The 19,783-nt window shown below is 65.3% G+C and carries 10 protein-coding genes; 7 read left to right on the forward strand and 3 right to left on the reverse strand.

Going from position 1 to position 19,783, the window contains the following annotated elements; all coding sequences use genetic code 11:
- Nucleotides 1–11: 11 nt before the first annotated feature.
- Both AC1DYM_RS07715 and bla read left to right on the forward strand, forming a co-directional pair.
- Entirely contained in the window at nucleotides 12–1,091 is a 1,080-nt protein-coding gene (locus tag AC1DYM_RS07715; protein ID WP_477337390.1) for a PepSY-associated TM helix domain-containing protein, read from the forward strand.
- Between the two features lie 127 nt (nucleotides 1,092–1,218).
- Nucleotides 1,219–2,040, forward strand: a complete 822-nt coding sequence (gene bla, locus AC1DYM_RS07720) for a subclass B3 metallo-beta-lactamase (RefSeq protein WP_477337391.1) — start codon at nucleotides 1,219–1,221, stop codon at nucleotides 2,038–2,040.
- A 167-nt stretch (nucleotides 2,041–2,207) separates the two neighbouring features.
- Here bla and AC1DYM_RS07725 read toward each other — a convergent pair whose 3' ends face one another.
- Nucleotides 2,208–3,098 (reverse strand): acyltransferase, encoded by an 891-nt coding sequence (locus AC1DYM_RS07725; protein WP_477337392.1) that lies wholly within the window; start codon nucleotides 3,096–3,098, stop codon nucleotides 2,208–2,210.
- 47 nt (nucleotides 3,099–3,145) lie between these two features.
- A complete protein-coding gene (gene ligD / locus AC1DYM_RS07730) occupies nucleotides 3,146–5,695 on the reverse strand; it encodes a DNA ligase D (RefSeq protein WP_477337393.1) in 2,550 nt (849 codons plus the stop codon).
- Between the two features lie 141 nt (nucleotides 5,696–5,836).
- Between ligD and AC1DYM_RS07735 the strand changes: the two genes are divergently transcribed.
- The 3 genes from AC1DYM_RS07735 to AC1DYM_RS07745 all read left to right on the forward strand — a co-directional run bounded on the left by AC1DYM_RS07735 (nucleotide 5,837) and on the right by AC1DYM_RS07745 (nucleotide 9,536).
- Complete coding sequence (locus tag AC1DYM_RS07735) at nucleotides 5,837–6,778, forward strand: fimbrial protein (protein WP_477337394.1); 942 nt, start codon at nucleotides 5,837–5,839, stop codon at nucleotides 6,776–6,778.
- 89 nt (nucleotides 6,779–6,867) lie between these two features.
- On the forward strand, nucleotides 6,868–8,556 hold the full coding sequence (locus AC1DYM_RS07740; protein ID WP_477337395.1) for a copper resistance system multicopper oxidase: 1,689 nt from the start codon (nucleotides 6,868–6,870) through the stop codon (nucleotides 8,554–8,556).
- A complete protein-coding gene (locus tag AC1DYM_RS07745; RefSeq protein ID WP_477337396.1) occupies nucleotides 8,553–9,536 on the forward strand; it encodes a copper resistance protein B in 984 nt (327 codons plus the stop codon). The genes AC1DYM_RS07740 and AC1DYM_RS07745 overlap by 4 nt, the downstream gene beginning before the upstream one ends.
- 4 nt (nucleotides 9,537–9,540) lie before the next feature.
- Here AC1DYM_RS07745 and AC1DYM_RS07750 read toward each other — a convergent pair whose 3' ends face one another.
- The gene (locus tag AC1DYM_RS07750) at nucleotides 9,541–10,245 is read right to left on the reverse strand and encodes an SDR family NAD(P)-dependent oxidoreductase (protein WP_477337397.1); all 705 of its coding nucleotides are present in this window, start codon (nucleotides 10,243–10,245) and stop codon (nucleotides 9,541–9,543) included.
- A gap of 81 nt (nucleotides 10,246–10,326) precedes the next feature.
- On the opposite strand from AC1DYM_RS07750, the gene AC1DYM_RS07755 reads away from it, so the two are divergent.
- Together AC1DYM_RS07755 and AC1DYM_RS07760 are read left to right on the forward strand one after the other, a co-directional pair.
- Complete coding sequence (locus AC1DYM_RS07755; protein WP_477337398.1) at nucleotides 10,327–11,259, forward strand: LysR family transcriptional regulator; 933 nt, start codon at nucleotides 10,327–10,329, stop codon at nucleotides 11,257–11,259.
- A 233-nt stretch (nucleotides 11,260–11,492) separates the two neighbouring features.
- Nucleotides 11,493–19,781: a YDG domain-containing protein gene (locus AC1DYM_RS07760; RefSeq protein WP_477337399.1), complete on the forward strand. Its 8,289-nt coding sequence runs from the start codon at nucleotides 11,493–11,495 to the stop codon at nucleotides 19,779–19,781.
- Nucleotides 19,782–19,783: the final 2 nt, after the last annotated feature.

Below are 19,783 nucleotides of genomic sequence, written 5' to 3' on the forward strand. Positions count from 1 at the left end.
AGGCCGTCTTCATGCCGCACCCGCGCCGTTTCCGTTCCGCGCTGAAAACGATGCACCTGTGGCTCGGTCTCAGCCTTGGCCTCGTGCTGGCGCTGGTCACCTTTTCCGGCAGCGTGCTGCTGTGGGAAGACCCTTTGTTCGCGGCGGGCCATCCCCAGCTCACCTCACGCCCCCTGCCGGATCTCGCGACGCAAGGCCACTCGCTCGCGACCCTGCTCGCCTCCCCGGATGGCAAGGGTCTGCGCGGGCTTTCCCTGCCAGACGATGAGCTTCCCGTATGGGAAGCGATGTCCCGAGGCGGTGGCCGCAGCTACTTCGATGCGACGACCGGCGAGCTGCTCCTGCGTCGCGAGAAGACCGGCGATGTGATGTTGATGCTGATGGATTGGCACACCCACCTGCTCAGCGGCGAAGTGGGCGAGACCGTGCTCGGTGTCGTCGCATGCACGGGGCTGTTCATGCTGTTCTCGGGCGTGTGGCTCTACTGGCCCGGGCGCCGGCGCGCCCTCAGGCACCTCAAGCCGCATACGCAGCCGCCGATCCTGCGCTGGGCGAGCTTCCATCGTTTCGTCGGCGTCGCCGCCCTGCCTCTGCTCATCGTCATGATCGGCACCGGCACCACGATGGCGTATCGCGGTGCGGTGCGCAGTGGCCTGGCTTCGGCCTTCGGCGAGGCGCCGCCGGCCAAGCCGCCGAAGCTGCCGGCCGGCCACGATGACATCGACTGGCCGGCCGTCCTCGCCGCCGCCCAGGCGGCCGCGCCCGACGCCGAAATCACTCGCCTGATGCTGCCGCAGAAGGACAACGGTACGGTTGTGCTCCGCATCCGTCGTCCCGGCGAATGGAACAAGGACGGCCGCAGCTCGCTGTGGATGGATCCAATGGCCGCGCGCGTCATCGGTGGCGATGACGCCACGAAACTCGGCCCGGGCCTGCGCCTGGCCAATGCCCTGTTCCCGATCCATTCGGCGGCGGTGGGCGGCCTGCTCTGGCGCATCGTGGCCTGCTTCACCGGCCTGCTTCCGATGTTCCTCCTCGTCACCGGCTTCCTCTTCTGGCGCGCCCGCCAACGCCGCTCTTCAACCGCCTGACGTGCTGCTCGTGTAGGAGCCGATTCATCGGCGATCGCCAGTTGCCACAACTTCGCCCGCCGGCCGGCACGCCCACGCCCCACCCACTCGCCTATCCTGCCCTCCGCTTTCCCCAGGGACTACCGATATGCGCCGCACCCTTCTCGCCCTAGCCTGCTGCCTCGCCCTGCCCGCTTTCGCTCATGACGCCGCGCCGGTGGTCATCGGCGCCAATCCGGCATGGACCCAGCCCGTCGCGCCACACGTGGTCTACGGCAATACCTACTTCGTCGGGACGAAGGGCCTGTCGGCCATCCTGATCACCTCGCCACAAGGGCATGTGTTGATCGATGCGCCCTATGTCTCGAACGCGAAACTCATCGAAGCGAACATCCGTGCGCTCGGCTTCCGCGTCGAAGACATCAAGCTGATCCTCAACACCCACCCGCACCACGACCACGCGGGAGCGATCGCCCAGTTGTCGAAGGACAGCGGCGCACCCGTGCGCGCGACGGCGAAGGCTGCCGCGGCAATGCGGGTCGGCGGACGGTATCCCGAGGATCCCCAGTACGACCCGACCGACAAGCCCTATCCGAAGGTCGATGCCATTGGCGACATCGTCGACGGCAGTGTGGTGCGGGTGGGGCCGCTGACGCTCACCGCACACATCACGCCGGGCCATACGCCAGGAGGTACGGCATGGACCTGGCAGTCGTGCGAAGGTGCATCGTGCAAGAACATCGCCTTTGCCGACAGCCTGTACGCGTTCGCGGCGGACGGCTATCGCTTCAGCGATCACCCGGCCTATGTCGCCGAGTACCGGAAGACCTTCGACCGCGTCGCCGCACTGCCCTGCGACCTGCTGATCACGCCGCATCCCGAGCAGGGCGAAGGCAAGACCTGCAAGACCTATGCGGACGCCGGCCGCGAACGACTCGACGACGTCCTGGCAAAAGAAGCCGCGAAATAACCCGTCGCTCTACCGGTAGGAGCCGATTCATTGTGGAAGCCGATTCATTGTGGGAGCCGATTCATCGGCGATCCCGCGGCAGCGGGCCAGGTTTCGGCAAGCACCCCATCGCCGATGAATCGGCTCCCACAATCGTCGATGACCCTGTTCCTGCCATGGCTCGCTCTCTAGCGGGCGAGCATCGCCGTGATACGCGCGTCCTTTTCGGCCCAGAGCTGATTCACCCAGTTCTGGAAGCGTTCGCGATACACCGCATCGTTCTCGTAGTCGCCGCGCATCGACGGATCGATGGCCAGGCGGCGTATATGGATGCGTACCTCGCGGATGCGGCCGGCGATCAAGTCCATCATCGTGCCTGGCCCGGCCGGATAGACGATGGTGACGTCGAGCATCTGGCGGATCGCATCGCCCATGGCATCGATCACGAAAGCGACGCCGCCGGCCTTCGGGCGCAGCAGGTGCGTATAAGGTGACTTCTGCGCGTCGTGCTTGGCCTTGGTGAAGCGCGTGCCTTCGGTGAAGTTCATCACCGACACCGGTACGTGGCTGAACTTCTCGCAGGCGCGGCGCGTGGCTTCACGATCCTTGCCGCGCAGCTCCGGCTTCGCTTCCAGTTCCTGCTTCGAATGACGCTTCATGAAAGGGAAGTCCAGCGCCCACCAGGCCGGCCCGAGCAGCGGCACCCAGATCAGTTGGCTCTTCAGGAAGAACCGCATGAAGGGAATGCGTCGGTTGAAGATCCGCTGCAACGCCGGGATATCCACCCAGCTCTGGTGGTTGCAGACGACCAGGTAGTTCTCACGCGTGCTCAGGCCGTCCAGGCCCTCCACCTGCCACTGTGTGCGCGTGAAGGCGCCGAACAGCCAGCCATTGACGCTCAGCCAGCTCTCCGCGATCAGCACCAGGACCGGCGCAAACGCGTTGCGCATCGAGCGCAGCGGAATGAGCAGGCGGACCGCCGTCAGCAGCAGGAGCGGCCCCACGTGCAGCACGGTGCTGGTGAACAGCAGCAGGCAGGCGAGGGGGATGCGCAGGAATCGGGGGAGCGAAACGAACATAGGGTCGTCACGGAAGAATGAGGCCGCAGTTTACTTGGATCGTCCCGCTAGCGTGCCGCGAGCGCCTCGTTGACCGCTTCGAGGTCCTGTTTTAGCGCGTTGATGCCTTCCCACGGGTCTTTCCTGAGGCGCGCCAGGCGCTTCGGGACGGTGAGCAGGTCGAAGGCGTTGCCGGATTTGAGCTTGCCCAGTTCCTCCCAGCGCAGCGGCACGGCGACGGGGGCACCCGGCCTGGAACGCAGGGAATAGGAGGCGACCGCGGTCGCGCCGCGCCCGTTGCGCAGATAGTCCACATAGATCTTGCCGCGCCGGAATCGTTTGCTCGCCGTGGCGACGAATTCCAGCGGATGCAGCTGTGCCAGCGTATCGGCGAAGCCGCGGGCGAAGCTCTTCACCGTCACCCAGTCGGCTCCGGGATTCAGGGGAACGACGACGTGCAGCCCCTTGCCTCCCGTCGTCCGCACGAATGACACCAGCCCCAGCTCCTCGAGAAAGCCGCGGACCATGCGCGCCGCTGCGATCACGCGGCGCCACTCGACATCCTCGCCGGGATCGAGATCGAAGACGACGCGATCGGCGATGTCGGGCGATCCGATGTGCGAGCCCCAGGGGTGGAATTCCACGGCGCCAAACTGGACCAGCTCGATCACCCCGGCGGCGTCCCGCGGATACAGGTATACCGCCTGCGCGCCGGTCTCCTCTTTCAGTTTGGCGGTGCCGACGTGTTCGAGGCCTGCCATCACATGCTTCTGGAAGAAGCATGGCGAGCCGATGCCGCCCGGGCAACGAATGGTCGAGGTCGGCCGGTCGGCGATGGCGGGCAGGAGCCAGGGCATGACGGCGCGGTAGTAATCGACCACTTGCTGCTTGGTAATCCCGTCGTCAGGAAAGACGACGCGGTCGGGGTGGGTAATGACGACCGGCGAGGCGACGGCGGCTGCGGACTTGCTTGCGGCGGCGGCTTTGGCGCCTCGCTTGGGCGCAGGCTTCCGATCGGAGTCGCGCAGGTCGCCGGGCGCCTTGTCCACCCGTAGCGCCTTCAGGCTGGGCTGGCGCAGGAGATGCTTGTTGCCGATGCCGCGGTAATAAACCTCGGCCACCGCCGTCGGCGGCACCCAGAGTGCACCGCGCAGCGTCGGGTCGACGGCGTCGATGCGCACGGTCGGCTTCTTCGATCCACCCTTGGCCAGCGTCTTGCCCAACTCACGCAGCATGTCGTCGCTGAAGCCCGTGCCGACCCGCCCCACATAGGTCCAGCCGCCATCCGCATCGGGCCTGGCCAGCAGCAGCGAACCGAACGTCAGCCGCGAGCCCTTGGCCGGTGTGTAACCGACCACCGCGAACTCGTCGCTCTCCAGGCGCTTGATCTTCAGCCAGTCGTCGTTGCGTCCCGGGTGATAGCCGCCGTCGGCACGCTTGGAGATGATGCCTTCGAGTTTCTGCTCCATGGCCATGGCGAACACCTCGTCGCCGCCACCGAGATGGTGCCCGCTGTACGAAAGCAGGCGCGGTGCATGCGAAAGCAAACGTTCGAGCAAGGCCTTTCGTGTCTCGAGCGTGACCTTGCCGAGGTCGTAACCCTGCAGATAGGGCATGTCGAAAAGCATGTACGCGAGCGGCGCCTGCATCTCGCCGGACAGGGTGCGCTGGAGGGCATTGAAGTCGCTGCGACCCTGCGCATCCAGCGCGATGAGTTCACCATCGAGGCGCGCGCTGTCCAGGCCCAGGCCTTCAACGGCGGCGACGATCTCCGGCAGGCGATCGTTCCAGGGCAGGGCATTGCGCGACCACAGCATCACCTTGCCCTTGGCGACGCTGGCCAGGATGCGATACCCGTCCCACTTCACTTCGTGCAACCAGGCGTCGCCTTGCGGTGGCGTTTCGCGCAAGCGTGCGAGCTGTGGCGCAAAGAAGTCAGTGGAAGCCTTGGCCTTGCGTGCGCCTTCCAGTGCGCCGGCCGCCGTGGTCAGCGTCGCGACAGGCACGCGACGGGTCTTCGACGTCGCCTTGGTGGCCGGCGTCTTCTTCCGTGCCGACGCCCTGGCTACCGGAGACTTCTGTGCGCGACGGGTGCTTTCCTGCATGTTTGCGTCGAGCAGATCGTCGGCCTCGATATCGCTTGCGTAGGCGTCCTCCGCCTTGATCAGGAACCATGACGGCTGACGCTCCTTCTTTCCGCTGCGCACCAGATGCCAGCTCCCCTTCAGGCGTTCACCGAAGAGCTCGAAGGTGAGATGACCTTTGAGCAGCTGCGCCTCGGCATCCCCGGCGGTGGACCAGACGCCACGGTCGAACGTGTCGACGTGTCCCTTGCCATAGCCTTCCTCGATCTCGCCTTCGAACCCGGCATACGACACGGGATGGTCCTCGACTTCGACGGCGAGGCGCTTCACCTTCGGGTCGTAGCTCGGGCCCTTGGGGACGGCCCAGCTGCGCAGGACATCGCCGACCTGCAGGCGAAAGTCGAAATGCCGCCGCGACGCGTGGTGCAGCTGAACCACGAAGATCGCCCGCCCTTTGCCGCGCGAGGAGCCTTCCGGAGAGGGCTCGCGTGTCTTGGTGAAGTTCCGCTTGCGGCGATATTCCTGCAGGCTCATGGCCGGATGATTGGCGCGTTGCGGTGAACAGGCCGTGCATCCTGGGTACTTCGCTGTCAGTGCGATTTCAGAATCCTTTGATGGGCACGGCGTAGCTGCCTGAGCAGACTCGACACTGTCTCTTTCCATGAAGTCATCGCCATGCCCAGCGCCCGCCGCGTTCGCCTCACCTGCCTGCTTGTCGCCGTCGTCATGGCGCCGGCGCACGCGGGCTGCCTGAAACATCCTTCCCAGGGCAGTCCGCAGATCCTTTCTTTCGGCACCGTGAACGTCCCCGTCGACGCGCCCGTCGGCAGCGTGCTCGCCGAAAAACGCAGCGCCGGCTGGACATCGTCCCGGTTCAAGTGCCTCTACCCGACGCGTACGGCCAGCCTCGGGATCTTCACCACGCCCAGCCCGGTGGGGGGCGGGGTTTACGCCACCAACATCCCGGGTGTCGGTATCCGCACTTACTTCCACAACTCCCAGCATGGCGAACTACTCGTTCCAGAGCGCACGTCCATTCCCTTCATCTTCGATGCCGTGCTCAACGACGCCCACTTTCGCGTCCAGCTCATCAAGACCGACATCGTGGATGCCGGCGGCGCACTCACCTCGGGCACGCTGGCGCGGGGCGGCTGGGACGATCAGGCCCAGGCCTGGGTCGATCTGACCGACACGCAGGTGCAGCCCGAGCGACCGACCTGCGCGTTCACCTCGCATGGATTGACCTTCGCCATGAACAAGGTCGATGGCCGCGACCTTCAGGCGACAGGCAGCAGCCCCTGGGTGATGCAGACGCTGGTCTCGACCGGTTGCCGGAACGCCACCCAGATCCTCATGAGCTTCACCGCCCTCGCGGACGAGCAGGACGCCTCGTTGTTCAAGGTAACCGGCGCGCGCCCCGCCACGGGTGTCGCCGTGGAACTGCGCAGCGACGATCCGGATGCCCAGGCCATTCCCAACAGCACGTCGCCGCTGATCCTGCCGGCGGTACACGAAGGACGCAGTTACGGATTTCGTGCGCGTTACCGCCGTGTCGGTCCCTCGGTGGCACCCGGAGAGGCCAACGCGTCCATCGTGGTCAATGTGAGCTACCGCTAACCCGCAAGGAGCCTGCTCCAGAGTTGTCGCACCCCATCCATGCTCGCTACGCTCGGCTTTCTCACAGTGTTGCGGGTCAAGACAACGGTATGCGCGACCACGGCGAATCCACCATCCACCTGCCCCGCCGCCGCTTCGTCCAGGGCCTGGCGGTAGCTGGCGTCGGCCTGGGCTTCGGCGTCGTCCGTCCCGCCTGCGCGACCGACGCGATGCGACCGGCGGGTGAGCTGAGCGGCCCCGAGATGACGCTGGACATTCGTCAGGCCGCCGTCGACTTCACCGGTCGCGCACGCACGGCGGTAACCGTGAACGGTGGTGTGCCGGGACCGACGCTGCGGTGGCGCGAAGGCGAGACCGCCATCCTGCATGTGCGTAACCAGCTCGACACCGTTTCGTCGATTCACTGGCATGGCCTGGTGGTTCCCTACGATCAGGACGGCGTGCCGGGCCTGAGTTTCGATGGCATACCGGCACGCAGCGAGTTCACCTATCGCTTCCCGCTCAAGCAGTCGGGCACGTATTGGTATCACGCGCACAGTCGTTTCCAGGAGCAGAGCGGACTTTATGGCGCCATCGTCATTGCGCCGAAGGATGGCGAACGTCATGCGGTCGATCGCGAGCACGTGATCCTGATCAGCGACTGGACCGACGAAGACCCCGAGCGCGTTTACGCCAGGCTGCGTTCGCGCAGTGATTTCTACAACTACGCCCAACCGACCGTTGCCGACTTCGTACGCGATGCGCGCTCCAAGGGTATCGGCGACGCCCTGGCCATGCGTCGCATGTGGAACCGCATGCGCATGAACCCGGGCGACCTGGCTGACGTGTCCGGCGCGACGTATACCTACCTCGTGAATGGCAGCGCTCCCGCCGGTAACTGGACCGGTCTGTTCCGGCCGGGCGAGCGGGTGCGCCTGCGCCTGATCAACGGTTCGTCCAATTCAATCTTCGACCTGCGTATTCCCGGGCTGCGCCTCAGCGTCGTGGCGGCCGATGGCCAGGATGTGGAACCGGTGCTGGTGGATGAGTTGCGGATCGCCGCGGCCGAAACGTACGACGTGATCGTCGAGCCGCGCGATGATCGCGCCTACACCATCTTCGCCCAGTCGATCGATCGCTCCGGTTTCGCACGCGCCACGCTCGCACCGCGCGAAGGCATGCAGGCCGAGGTCCCGTCGCTCGATCCACGAACCCACCTGGCGATGAGCGACATGATGGGTTCGATGGGAGCGGAGGGCGGCAAGGGTGGCGAGATGGTGATGGCCCATCATGCGAGCACCGAATACGGCCCCGGCGTCGACATGCGCGTGGACATGCCACGCACCAATCTGGACGATCCTGGCGCCGGCTTGCGCGAGCGCAGCCGCCGCGTGCTCACCTACGCCGACCTCCACACGGTGGGCGGTGCGCTCGATACACGCGAACCCGGCCGCACGATCGAACTTCACCTCACCGGCAACATGGAGCGTTTCGCGTGGTCGTTCGATGGCGTGAAGTACTCCGCCGCGACGCCGGTGCACTTCCGTCGCGGCGAGCGTCTGCGCGTGCGCCTGGTCAACGACACCATGATGAATCACCCGATCCATCTGCATGGCATGTGGAGCGAAGTGGAATCGCCGGACGGTCACTTCCAGGTGCGCAAGCACACGGTGAACGTGCAACCGGCCCAGCAGGTGACTTACGCGGTGAACGCCGATAACCCGGGGCGGTGGGCCTTCCACTGCCACATGCTCTACCACATGGAAGCGGGCATGTTCCGCGAAGTGGTGGTGTCGTGAGGCGCCTCGTCGTTGCGCTGGTTGCGCTTGCCTCGATCGCGCCGGTTCTTGCCCAGGACGCGCAAGGGTCGCAGCCTGCGCGGGGCATGCAAGACATGCAAGGCATGAGCGACATGAAGGACATGCCCGGCATGCAGCACGCCGCCGCGCCGCCGCCTGCCGAGACACCGCCGCACGACATGTCGTCGATGCAGGACATGTCGTCCATGCCGGGTATGGCGCCCATGGCCCCTATGAAGATGGGCGCCATGCAGGGCGGCATGGCACCCGCCGACGCGCGCAGTCCCGACTGGTCCGACGGGGTGCCGTCGAGTGCCATGCATGGCATGGCGATGAAGGACATGGACGACACGGCGCCCGTCGGCATGTTGCTGGTGGATCGCCTGGAATCGTTCGCGGGGCAGGGCGGGCACGGTCAGTCCTGGGAAGCCGATGCCTGGTACGGCAACGACAGCGACAAGCTCTGGTTGCGCAGCGAAGGCGAACGCGAAGGCAACCGGCCGCGCGACGGCGATGTCGAAGCGTTCTGGAGCCACGCCGTCGCGACGTACTGGGATACCCAGCTCGGTGCCCGGCATGATTTCGGCGAAGGCCCGACACGCAACTGGGCGGCCTTCGGCGTGCAGGGACTGGCGCCGTACTGGTTCGAGCTGGAAGCGACAGGCTATGCGGGGGAGGGCGGCCGTACCGCCGCACGCGTGCGCGCGGAGTACGAACTCCTGTTTACGCAACGCCTGATCCTTCAGCCGGAGATCGAGGTCAACGCGTACGGGAAGGATGACGTCCAGCGGCAGTTGCGCGCCGGCGTATCGAGCGTGGAAGGCAGCCTGCGCCTGCGCTACGAGATCCGCCGCACCATCGCGCCGTACATCGGCGTGTCGTGGGAGCATCTCACCGGCGGCACCGCGGACCTCGCGCGCAGCGACGGTCGTCGTATCACCGACCGTCGCTGGGTTGCCGGCATCCGTATCTGGCTTTGAGGTCTTACCAGGGCAGGATCTGGCCCTGGTAATTGACGTAGTGCGCGCCTGCCTTGCCGCGATGCGCCTCGATCACGTCGACGACGTGCGGAATGCTTTCCTCGATGGACAGGGCGGCGTCCGCACCCCCCATGTCGGTGCGAACCCAGCCGGGTGCGATGGCCAGCACGGCCCGCGGGTCGCCCTTGCGCACATTGGCGAAGCTGCGGAGCATCTGGTTCAGGGCCGACTTGCTGGCGCGATACACGGTCCAGGCCCCGTCGACGTTGTTCTCGATGCTGCCCAGCCCGGACGACATCACGCCCAGGGTGCCGGAACGCGGTACCAGCGACTCGAAGGCTTCGAGCACGCGCATGGGACCAAGGACATTGGTCGCCATGACATGGGCGAACTCTTCGTCGGAAATCGTTGCCCCGTTCGCGTCGCGCGCCTGGGTCATCACGCCTGCGTTGACGAAGACGAGGTCGAAGGCGATGCCGTCGAGGGTTCGGCGCAGTGCGTCGATATCACTGCCATGGGCGATATCGGCGTGCTCGACGCGGAGGCGTCCCTCCGATGTGGCGGCAAGACCGGACAGCGCGGCCGGCGTCTCCCCACGCACGGTGGCGACCACATGCCAGTCGCGGCGCAGGTATTCCTCGACGAGGGCGAGCCCGAGGCCACGGCTGGCGCCGAGGATGAGTGCGGTACGTGGGCGTGAGGTGGTCATGGGAAGGCTCCGGGAGAAGGGAAGGGGCCCAGCATAGGCGCCACGCTCTATTGACGGAATGTCCGTGGAGGAAGATCTTTCGTGACTCATGATCACGAGTCGCCCTTCATGTCCTCCGATGGCCGCCTGCTCGGCAACCTCAGCGTCCTGGTGTCCGTCGTCGAGACGGGCAATTTCGCCCGTGCGGCCGACGCGCTGGGTCTTTCGCCATCGGGTGTGAGCCGTGCGGTGAGTCGGCTGGAAGAACGGCTGGGCGTGCGCCTGCTTCACCGGACCACGCGGTCGGTCACCCTGACCGACGAAGGGGAGCGCCTCTACGCTCAGGTGGGTCCCCTGCTGTCGGGCATCGAAGATGCGGCGCTGGCCGCCGCCGGCGATTCGCAGGCGGTACGTGGCCGGCTTCGGGTCAGCCTCGATGCCATGTTCGCCCGCCAGGTCATTGCGCCGCAGCTCGCGGCCTTCCTCGAGCGATATCCGGCGCTGGAGCTCGAGATCGTCACCCGTGACGAGCTGGGCGATCTCGTCGCCGACGGTATCGATGTGGCCGTTCGCTTCGGCGTGCCGCCGTCCTCTTCGCTGATCGGCCGCAAGCTACTCGAGACCCGGGTCCTCACTGTCGCGGCACCGGCCTACCTCGCGGCGCATGGTCGCCCGGCGACGCCGAAGGACCTCGCCCGGCATCGCTGCATCCAGTTCCGCGACCCGGTCACGCGGCGACCGTTCGATTGGGAATTCCATCGGAAGGGCAAGGTGGTTCCGGTCGAAACGACGGGCCCCCTGCTGGTCACCGACTCCGGGATCATGTTCGCCGTGTGCATCGCCGGTGCTGGCATCGCACAGGTGCTGGCGGTGAGCGTGCAGGATGCGCTCGCCGACGGCCGGCTGGTCGAACTGTTCCCGGACTGGGCCGAGGAAAGCTTCCCGTTGTACGCGTTTTATCCCTCCCGGAAGAACGCCCCGCCGAAGGTCCGCGCCTTCGTCGACTTCTGCGTGGAGCTGGCTTCCCCGCACTGAGGGGCGCCGGGCAAGTTAACGGGATTTACCCGGGTCAAATGCCACGAGTGCGATCGTCTTCACAACCTAAATGTGATGCCAATCACACTTATCGGCTAACATGCCGAAAACGCGCCGGGGTCGAAACGATCCGGTGCCGCCCGCAGGGGGGCCCAATAGCAACCATCTCGACTCGGCCAACGCTGGGTACGCCTCTGCACGTCGCATGCGCTCACGACCGAAGGTTGCTCGAAATGAATCGTATCTATCGCCTGTGCTGGAATGCCGCTACCTCGCAGTGGGTTGCTGCCAGTGAACTCGCTCGCAACAGCCGTCCTGCGGCACGCACCACGTCCGCCTCAAGTGGCCCTCGCATCGCGTCGATCGCAACGTGTATCGCGCTGGCGCTTGGCGCCGCAGGTACCGCGCATGCCGGCCAGACCGGTGGACAGATCGTCTCCGGCAGTGGCGCGATCAACCAGAACGGCGCGATCACCACGATCAACCAGAACAGCCAGCAGCTGTCGCTGAACTGGCAGCGCTTCGACATCGCGCCGAACGAAACGGTCAACTTCGTCCAGCCGGGTCGCGATGCGATCGCGGTCAACCGCATCCTCGGCAACAGCGCGTCGGAGATCTACGGACACCTCAATGCGAACGGCCAGGTCTGGCTGATCAATCCGAATGGCGTGCTGTTTGGCCAGGGCTCGCAAGTGAATGTCGGCGGCCTGGTCGCCTCCACGCTGGATACGTCGGACAGCTCGCTCTCGTCGAACACCCGCAGCTTCAGCGGCGACGGCAAGGGCAGCATCGTCAACAAGGGATCGATCCGCGCGGCCAACGGCGGCTACGTCGCCCTGCTCGGCAACACGGTGTCGAACCAGGGCACGATCAGTGCGCAGCTCGGCACCGTCGCCATGGGTGGCGGCAGCGCGGTCACGCTGACCTTCGATGGTAGCCAGCTGCTTCATCTGCAGGTCGATCGCAGCACGCTGGACAACCTCGTCGAGAACCGCCAGCTGGTGCAGGCCGATGGTGGCCGCGTCCTGATGACCGCCGGCGCGGCGGATTCGTTGCTTGCCAGCACGGTGAACAACACCGGTGTCGTTCGCGCGCAGACGGTGGAAAACCACAACGGCCAGATCGTGCTGCTCGGCGGCATGCAGGCCGGCCATGTGAATGTCGAAGGCACGCTGGACGCCAGCGCGCCGAACGGTGGTAACGGCGGCAGCATCGAAACCTCGGCGGCATTCGCACACATCGGTGCCGCATCGATCAATGCGAGCGCACCGAAAGGCAAAGCCGGTACGTGGCTGGTCGACCCGTATGACCTGACGATCGATGGCGCGGCCGCGGGCACGATCTCGGCGGCGCTCAACGGCGGTACCAATGTCACCGAGACGACGACCGCGACGGGCGCCTCGGGCGACGGCGTGAAGAATGCATCCGGCGTCGGCGACATCAACGTCAACTCGGCGATCACCTGGAACAACGCGGCCGCGACCCTGACGCTCGACGCGTACCGCGGCATCAACGTCAATGCCCCGATCTCCGGTACGGGTGGCGTCGTGCTCAAGGCCAATGGCACCGCAGGCACGGGTGGCAACATCACCCTGGCAAGTGGCGCCACGATCGCTGGCGGCGCGGGCGTCACCTTGACCGCGGCGAACAACTTCATCAACAACGCCGGTGCAGCGGCGCTGAGTTCGGCGTCGGGCAGGTGGCTGGTCTATTCCTCCGACCCCTCGCTGGATACGCGTGGCGGGCTCGCACCGCAATTCATCCAGTACGCCGCTGGCGCGGGCGCCGCGCCGCTCGGTACGGGCAATGGATTTCTGTACCGGTTGGCGCCGACGCTGGCGATCACCGGATTGAACGGTACGGTCAGCAAGGTGTACGACAACACCGATGCGGCGAGCTTCACGGGGGCCAACTTCACCGCCACCGGTCTGGCCGATGGCAACAAGATCGCCAGCGCCACCGGTGGCAGCTACGCCACCGTCAATGCCGCGTCGAACCTCTCGGTGACCTCGCCGGGCGCGATCGGCAACTTCATCATCACCGACAGTTCAGGCACGATTCCTGTGTACGGTTATGCCCTGGGTGGCTCGCAGGTCACGGCGAAGGTCGGCCGGATCACACCCGCGCCGCTCACCGCCCAGATCGTCAACAACCCAACCAAGGTCTATGACGGCACCACCACCGCGACGCTGAGTTCGGGCAACTACCAGATCGACGGCTTCATCGGCTCCCAGGGCGCCACGGTGAAGCAACCGAGCTCGATCGCCTATGCCGGTTCCGACGCAGGCACGGTGGCGCTCAACGCGACGTTCTCCGTGACGAATTTCACGGCGAACGCAGGCACCAACCTCGCCAACTACATCCTGCCGACTGCCGCCACCGGCATGGGCACGATCAATCGGGCGCCGCTCTTGATCAGCGGCCTGCTGGCCAGCAACAAGATCTATGACGGCAACACCAGTGATTCGATCATCACCGGCGGCGCCAAGCTGTTCGGTGTGATCCAGCCCGACAGCGGCCAGGTGCAGCTCGTCACCAGTGGCATCGTCGGCCTCTTTGCCGACGCGAACGTCGCCAACGGCATCGGCGTGGCGGTCAGTGGTTATGGGTTGACCGGCGACAAGGCGAACAACTACGTGCTGGTGGCGCCCACGGGCCTCACCGCCAACATCACGCCGAAGACACTCACCATCGATCCGACCGTGGTTTCGGCCAACGACAAGGTCTACGACAACACGAAGAACGCCACGCTTTCCATCGGCAATACCACCAACGCACTCAATGGCAAGGTAGGTAGTGACGACGTGACGCTCAACGTGGGCGGCGCGACCGCCATGTTCGGTCAGACCGACGTGGGCACGGGCCTCGACGTGACCGCGAGTGGCTTCGCCCTCGTCGGCGCGGCGGCAGGCAATTACATCCTGGCCGCGCCCGCGTTGACGGCGAACATCACACCGAAACTGCTGACCATCGGCATGACCGGAAGCCCGACCAAGACGTATGACGGCACGAATGCCGTCTCGCTGGGCAGCGGCAACTTCAATATCAGTGGTTTCGTCACTGGCCAGAGTGCGAGCGTGGGTCAGAGCTCGGCCACGTACGCCACCGCCAACGCGGGTACCGGCATCGACGTCACCGCCAATCTGCAGCCGTCCGACTTTGTACCGGGCAGTGGCACATCGATGTCCAACTACACGTTCGCGCCGACGGTGACAGGCCTCGGCCTGGGCGTGATCAATCCGCTGCAGCTGTCCGGTCAGATCGTCGGTAATCCGACCAAGGTGTACGACGGCACCACCAACGCCGCGTTGGCTTCGTCGAATCTTCAGTTGGTCGGGTTGCTTTCGGGTCAGAGCATCAGTGCGAGCTTTGGCGGCACGGTGGCTGGCACGTACGACAACCCCAATGCCGGCGCGCGTGGCGTCAGTGCGGGTAGCCTTCCCGGTGCGGATTTCACCGCGGGAAGCGGCACGTTGCTGAGCAACTACCTCCTGCCCACCGGCTACCAGGGCTCGGGCTCGATCATTCCCGCGCCGTTGACCGGAAACTTCACCGTCCTCGATGTCGGCATCGTCAACGCCAGCAAGATCTACGACGGCACGTTCAACATCGGTCTGCTGCCGAGCAACTTTACCCTGAGCGGCTGGATCGGCAGCGACAACGCAGTCGTCGCGCACACGATCAACGGGACGTTCGGCCAGAAGAACGTGGGCACGAACCTGGCCTTGTCGGCCCAGTTGGCGACCTCCGACCTGACACCGAGCGGCAGCACCAACCTGGCGAACTACGCGATCAATGCGCCCGTCCTGGGTATCGGCAACATCACACCGGCGCAGCTCACGGTCACCATCACGAACAACCCGACGAAGACGTACAACGGCAGCACCGATGCAGCGCTCTCGTCGGGCAACTTCCTCGTGGGCGGCTGGGTAAACGGCGAGAGCGGTACGATCAATCCCAGCGCAACGGCCAGCTACGACAGCGCGAACGCGAGCGCCACGAATGGCCGGACCGTCACCGCGACGCTGACGCCGGGCAACTACGTCCTCGGCAACGGCACGCTGCTGTCGAACTACAACGTGGATCTCACGGCGACCGGCACCGGCACGATCAACCAGGCACCGCTGTTCGTCACCGGTGTCTTCGCGACGAACAAGAGCTACGACACCACGACGACCGACACGCTCAACCTGGCCCGGGCCGGCCTCGCCGGTCTGGTCAGCACCGACGCCGGCAATGCCAGCAAGCTCGCGCTCGACCTGTCCGGTGTCTCGGCCAACTTCAGCCAGGCCAACGTCGGCACCGGCCTGGGCGTGACGGCGACCGGTTTCGGCATCACCGGCAGCGCGGCGGCGAACTACATCCTGCAGCCAGTCACTGGCCTGGCCGCCAACATCACGCGCGCCATCCTGACGCTGAGCGGCGTGACGGCCAACGACAAGACGTATGACAACACGACGGGTGCGACGCTCACCATCGCGGGTAACGCCGCGTTGCACGGTGTGTTCGGCGGCGACACGGTCGGTTTTGACGGCACGGGCGCGTCCGGTCAGTTCGCCACGGCAAATGCCGGCACCAACCTGGGTGTCTCCGTGGGTGGTTTCATCCTGAGTGGCGGTAGCTCGAACAATTACCAGTTGCAGCAGCCCGCGGGGCTGACGGCGACGATCAATCCCAAGCAGCTGACCGCCGTGATCATCGGTAGCCCGACCAAGGTGTATGACGGCACGGACTCGGCGACGCTGACCGCCGCCGATTACGAGCTGGACGGCTTCGTCGGCGGGCAGGGCGCATCCGTGCCACAGTCCGCCACGGCGAACTACGTGACCAAGAATGTCGGCACCGGTCTTGGTGTCGTCTCGACCCTGGTCACCTCCGACTTCATTGCGGACGCCGGTACCAATCTTTCGAACTACATCCTTCCGACCGCCGGTGCGGGCAACAGGGGCGTGATCCAGTCGAAGGTGATCGACCTGACCGGCACGCGCGTCTACGACGGCACCGCCACGGCCGACAGTTCGCTGTTCGGCGTACTGCAGGGCGTGAACGGGGAAACCCTCGGCGTCAGCGGCAGTGGCACCCTCGTCGACAAGAACGTCGGCGACGAGAAGTCCTTCGATAACCTGGGCAATCTCGCGCTGACCAACGGCGGCAACGGGGGCCTTGCGAGCAACTACACGCTCGTCGGTGGTGTCGACTGGGTGACGATCACGCCGAAGGCGTTGACTGCCGATTTCCTGGCCTTCGACAAGATCTACAACGCCAACGCGATCGCCGGGTTGAAAGCGCCGGCGACGCTCGATGGCCTGGTCAGCGGCGACGACATCACCCTGGTCAATCCGAACAGTGCGCACTTCTCGGACAAGAACGTCGGCACCGGCAAGACGGTCACCGGTGACATGTCGATCACCGGCAACGATATCGGCAATTACACGTTCACCCAGGGCACGACGACGGCATCGATCAGCGCGCTGCACATCACTGTCACCGCCACGGGCAAGGACCGTCAATACGACGCCACTACGGCCGACCCGGGTACGAAGGTGCAGAGTGCCGGCGTGATCGGTGGCGATTCGGTCAACTTCACCTTCGGATCGGCAACGTTCGACGACAAGAATGTCGGTACCAATAAGGTTGTGACGGTCACCGGCGTAAATGGTGCGGGAACCGACGCCGGGAACTACGTGGTCGACAACACCACGGTGACGACGACGGCGAACATCACGCAGCGCGTGCTCAACCTCAGCGGAACGCGCCTCTACGACGGCACACTCGATGCGGACGCCAATACGCTCGCTCCGGGCGGCGTCCTGTCGACCGGCCTGGCGGGCGAGACACTGGTCCTTGCGGGCACGGGCGCGACGGCCGACAAGAATGTAGGCACGAACAAGGGCTTCAGTCTTGGTACCCTCAACATCGCCGATGGCACCAATGGTGGTCTTTCCAGCAACTACACGTTGGTCGGCGGTACGGACAGGCTCACCATCAAGGCGCGGCCGCTGACCGCGACGTTCGATGCCATCAGCAAGACCTACGATGGCACCACCCTCGCTGCCCTGATGAACGCCGGGCTCGTGATGGCGAATGGTTCGCTCACCAGCGGAAAGATCACCGGCGATGACGTGTCGCTGACCAATGCGAACGCGGGCACCTTCGATACCAAGAATGTCGGCAACGGCAAGACCGTCACCGGCAGCATGGGCATCACCGGTGGCGATGCAGGTAACTACACGTTTACCAACGGCACCGCGCTGGCCAACATCGGCAAGCTCGACCTGACGGTAAGCGCGTTGGGCCACAACAAGGTATACGACGGCACGACGGCCGATCCCGGCCTCCTTCTCAGCAGCAATGCCGTGGCCGGCGACAACATCGTGCTTGGCGACGGTTCGGTCGCGTTCGACGACAAGAACGTGGGCACCGGCAAGACGATCCAGGTCGACGGTATCACCGTGAGCGGCGGCGACGCAGGCAACTACAACCTGCTGAATACGAGGACGACCACGACGGCCGACATTACGCCGTTCATCATCAACCTGCACAGCACACGGGTCTATAACGGTCGCACCGACGTCAGCTCGTTGCTGTTCGGCAATGGCGTGGTCAACGGCACGAACGGCGAGACGCTCACGCTCAACGGCAGCTCCAACGTCGCCGACAAGAACGTCCAGAACGGCAAGGTATTCGACGGCGCCCATGACATGACGCTGGGCAACGACAGCGGCCTGGCCAGCAACTACATCATCGGCACGTCCACGCTCGACATCACCCCGTTGACGATCACGGTCGGTGCCACGGCGGACAACAAGGTCTACGACGCCAACACGTCCGCCCATGCCCTCGTGGGCAGCGGCGATGTGATCACCGGCGACGCGGTGTCCTTCACCGCGGGCTCGGCCAGCTTCCTCGACAAGAACGTTGCCGATGGCAAGGAAGTGGACGTGGCGGGTATCACCGCCTCGGGTGCCGATGCCGGTAACTACCTGTTCAACACAACGGCCAAGACGACGGCGAACATCACCCCGCTCAGCATCGTGGTCGGTGCCACCGCCAGCGACAAGGTCTACGACGGTAACAACAGCGCGACCGCCACGCTCGGTAGCGGCGGCATCCTGGGCACCGACGTGGTGACCTTCAGCGGAAATCCTGCCACGTTCAGTGACAAGAATGTGGCCAACGGCAAGACCGTGACCGTGGCTGGCATCGTCAGCGGCGGCACGGACGCAGGCAACTACACGTTCAATCACGTCGCGCAGACCACGGCCAACATCACACCGCTCGCCATCACCGGCACGATCGTTGCCGGCAACAAGACGTACGACGGCAACACCACGGCGCAGACCAGCGGCACGGTCACCGGGATGGTTGCCGGCGACCAGTTGGGCGTGAGCAGCACGGGAACCTTTACCGACAAGAACGCCGGCAATGGCAAGGGCGTGAACGTGGCCGGCGTGCTCACGGGTGTGGATGCGGGTAACTACACGCTGACCACGAACGCCACGACGACGGCCGACATCTACAAGGTCGTGCTCAACCTCGATGGTACCCGCGTCTACGACGGCGGCACCGTCGCCTCGGCTGGCATGTTCGGCAGCGCGGGCGTGATCGCTGGTGTGGCCGGTGAGAGCCTGATTCTCAGTGGGCAGGGTGTGCTCGGCAGCAAGAATGTGGCAACCGACCTGGCGCTGGCGGCGCTCGGCTCGCTGGCGCTGAACGACGACGGCGCGGGCCTGGCCTCCAATTACACGCTCGTCGGCGGTAACCATATCGCTACCGTCACCCCGCTCGGCATCCACGCCGGTATCACTGCGGACGACAAGGTGTACGACGGCAATACGGCGGCAGTCACGCACGGTGTGTTGAGCGGCGTGCTCGGCAGCGACCAAGTGAGCCTGGCGACCAACGGTGCTTTCGTCGACAAGAACGCAGGCAACGGCAAGACCGTGAATGTCGGCGGCACCATCTCGGGTGGCGACGCCGGTAACTACATGCTCATCGTCAATCCGACCACCACGGCGAGCATCACCAAGCGGCCGGTTGTCGTCGGGGCGCAGGGCACGGACAAGTTCTTCGATGGCAACACGTCGGATCGCGCCGTGCTCTCGAGCCAGGGCATCCTGCCGGGTGACGTGATCGCCTTCGGTGCCGTCAGTGCCTTGTTCGGCGACTCGACGGTCGGCGTCGGCAAGGCGGTGTCGGTCTCCGGCATTTATGCGACGGGTCCGGACGCGGGTAACTACGCGTTCAACACCACGGCGGAGACCACGGCCAGCATCAATCAGAGCTCCTCGCAGGGCGCTTCGGCGATCACCCTGGTGCAGCTCGATTCGGTGCTCGGCCCGGACCAGATCGCGACCCCTTACGGTGTCGCGTCGAATGTCACGGTCGGCCCGTTCTCCGGAAACCACAAGAAGACCCGCCAGCCGCTCGAGAAGAACGTGCAACGCGCCGACTTTGTCCCGGGCCTGTCGTTGCAGGTCGTCGATGGCGGCGTGCGGCTTCCGGCGGACGCGATGCAGTGATG

It is taken from the genome of Luteibacter sp. P1_D3 (assembly GCF_056406135.1).

Excerpts from the sequence above, each read along its gene's own strand:
- AC1DYM_RS07715 (WP_477337390.1), top strand. The coding sequence starts at position 12 with ATGCCGCACCCGCGCCGTTTCCGTTCCGCGCTGAAAACGATGCACCTG.
- bla (WP_477337391.1), top strand. The coding sequence starts at position 1,219 with ATGCGCCGCACCCTTCTCGCCCTAGCCTGCTGCCTCGCCCTGCCCGCT.
- AC1DYM_RS07725 (WP_477337392.1), bottom strand. The coding sequence starts at position 3,098 with ATGTTCGTTTCGCTCCCCCGATTCCTGCGCATCCCCCTCGCCTGCCTG.
- ligD (WP_477337393.1), bottom strand. The coding sequence starts at position 5,695 with ATGAGCCTGCAGGAATATCGCCGCAAGCGGAACTTCACCAAGACACGC.
- AC1DYM_RS07735 (WP_477337394.1), top strand. The coding sequence starts at position 5,837 with ATGCCCAGCGCCCGCCGCGTTCGCCTCACCTGCCTGCTTGTCGCCGTC.
- AC1DYM_RS07740 (WP_477337395.1), top strand. The coding sequence starts at position 6,868 with ATGCGCGACCACGGCGAATCCACCATCCACCTGCCCCGCCGCCGCTTC.
- AC1DYM_RS07750 (WP_477337397.1), bottom strand. The coding sequence starts at position 10,245 with ATGACCACCTCACGCCCACGTACCGCACTCATCCTCGGCGCCAGCCGT.
- AC1DYM_RS07760 (WP_477337399.1), top strand. The coding sequence starts at position 11,493 with ATGAATCGTATCTATCGCCTGTGCTGGAATGCCGCTACCTCGCAGTGG.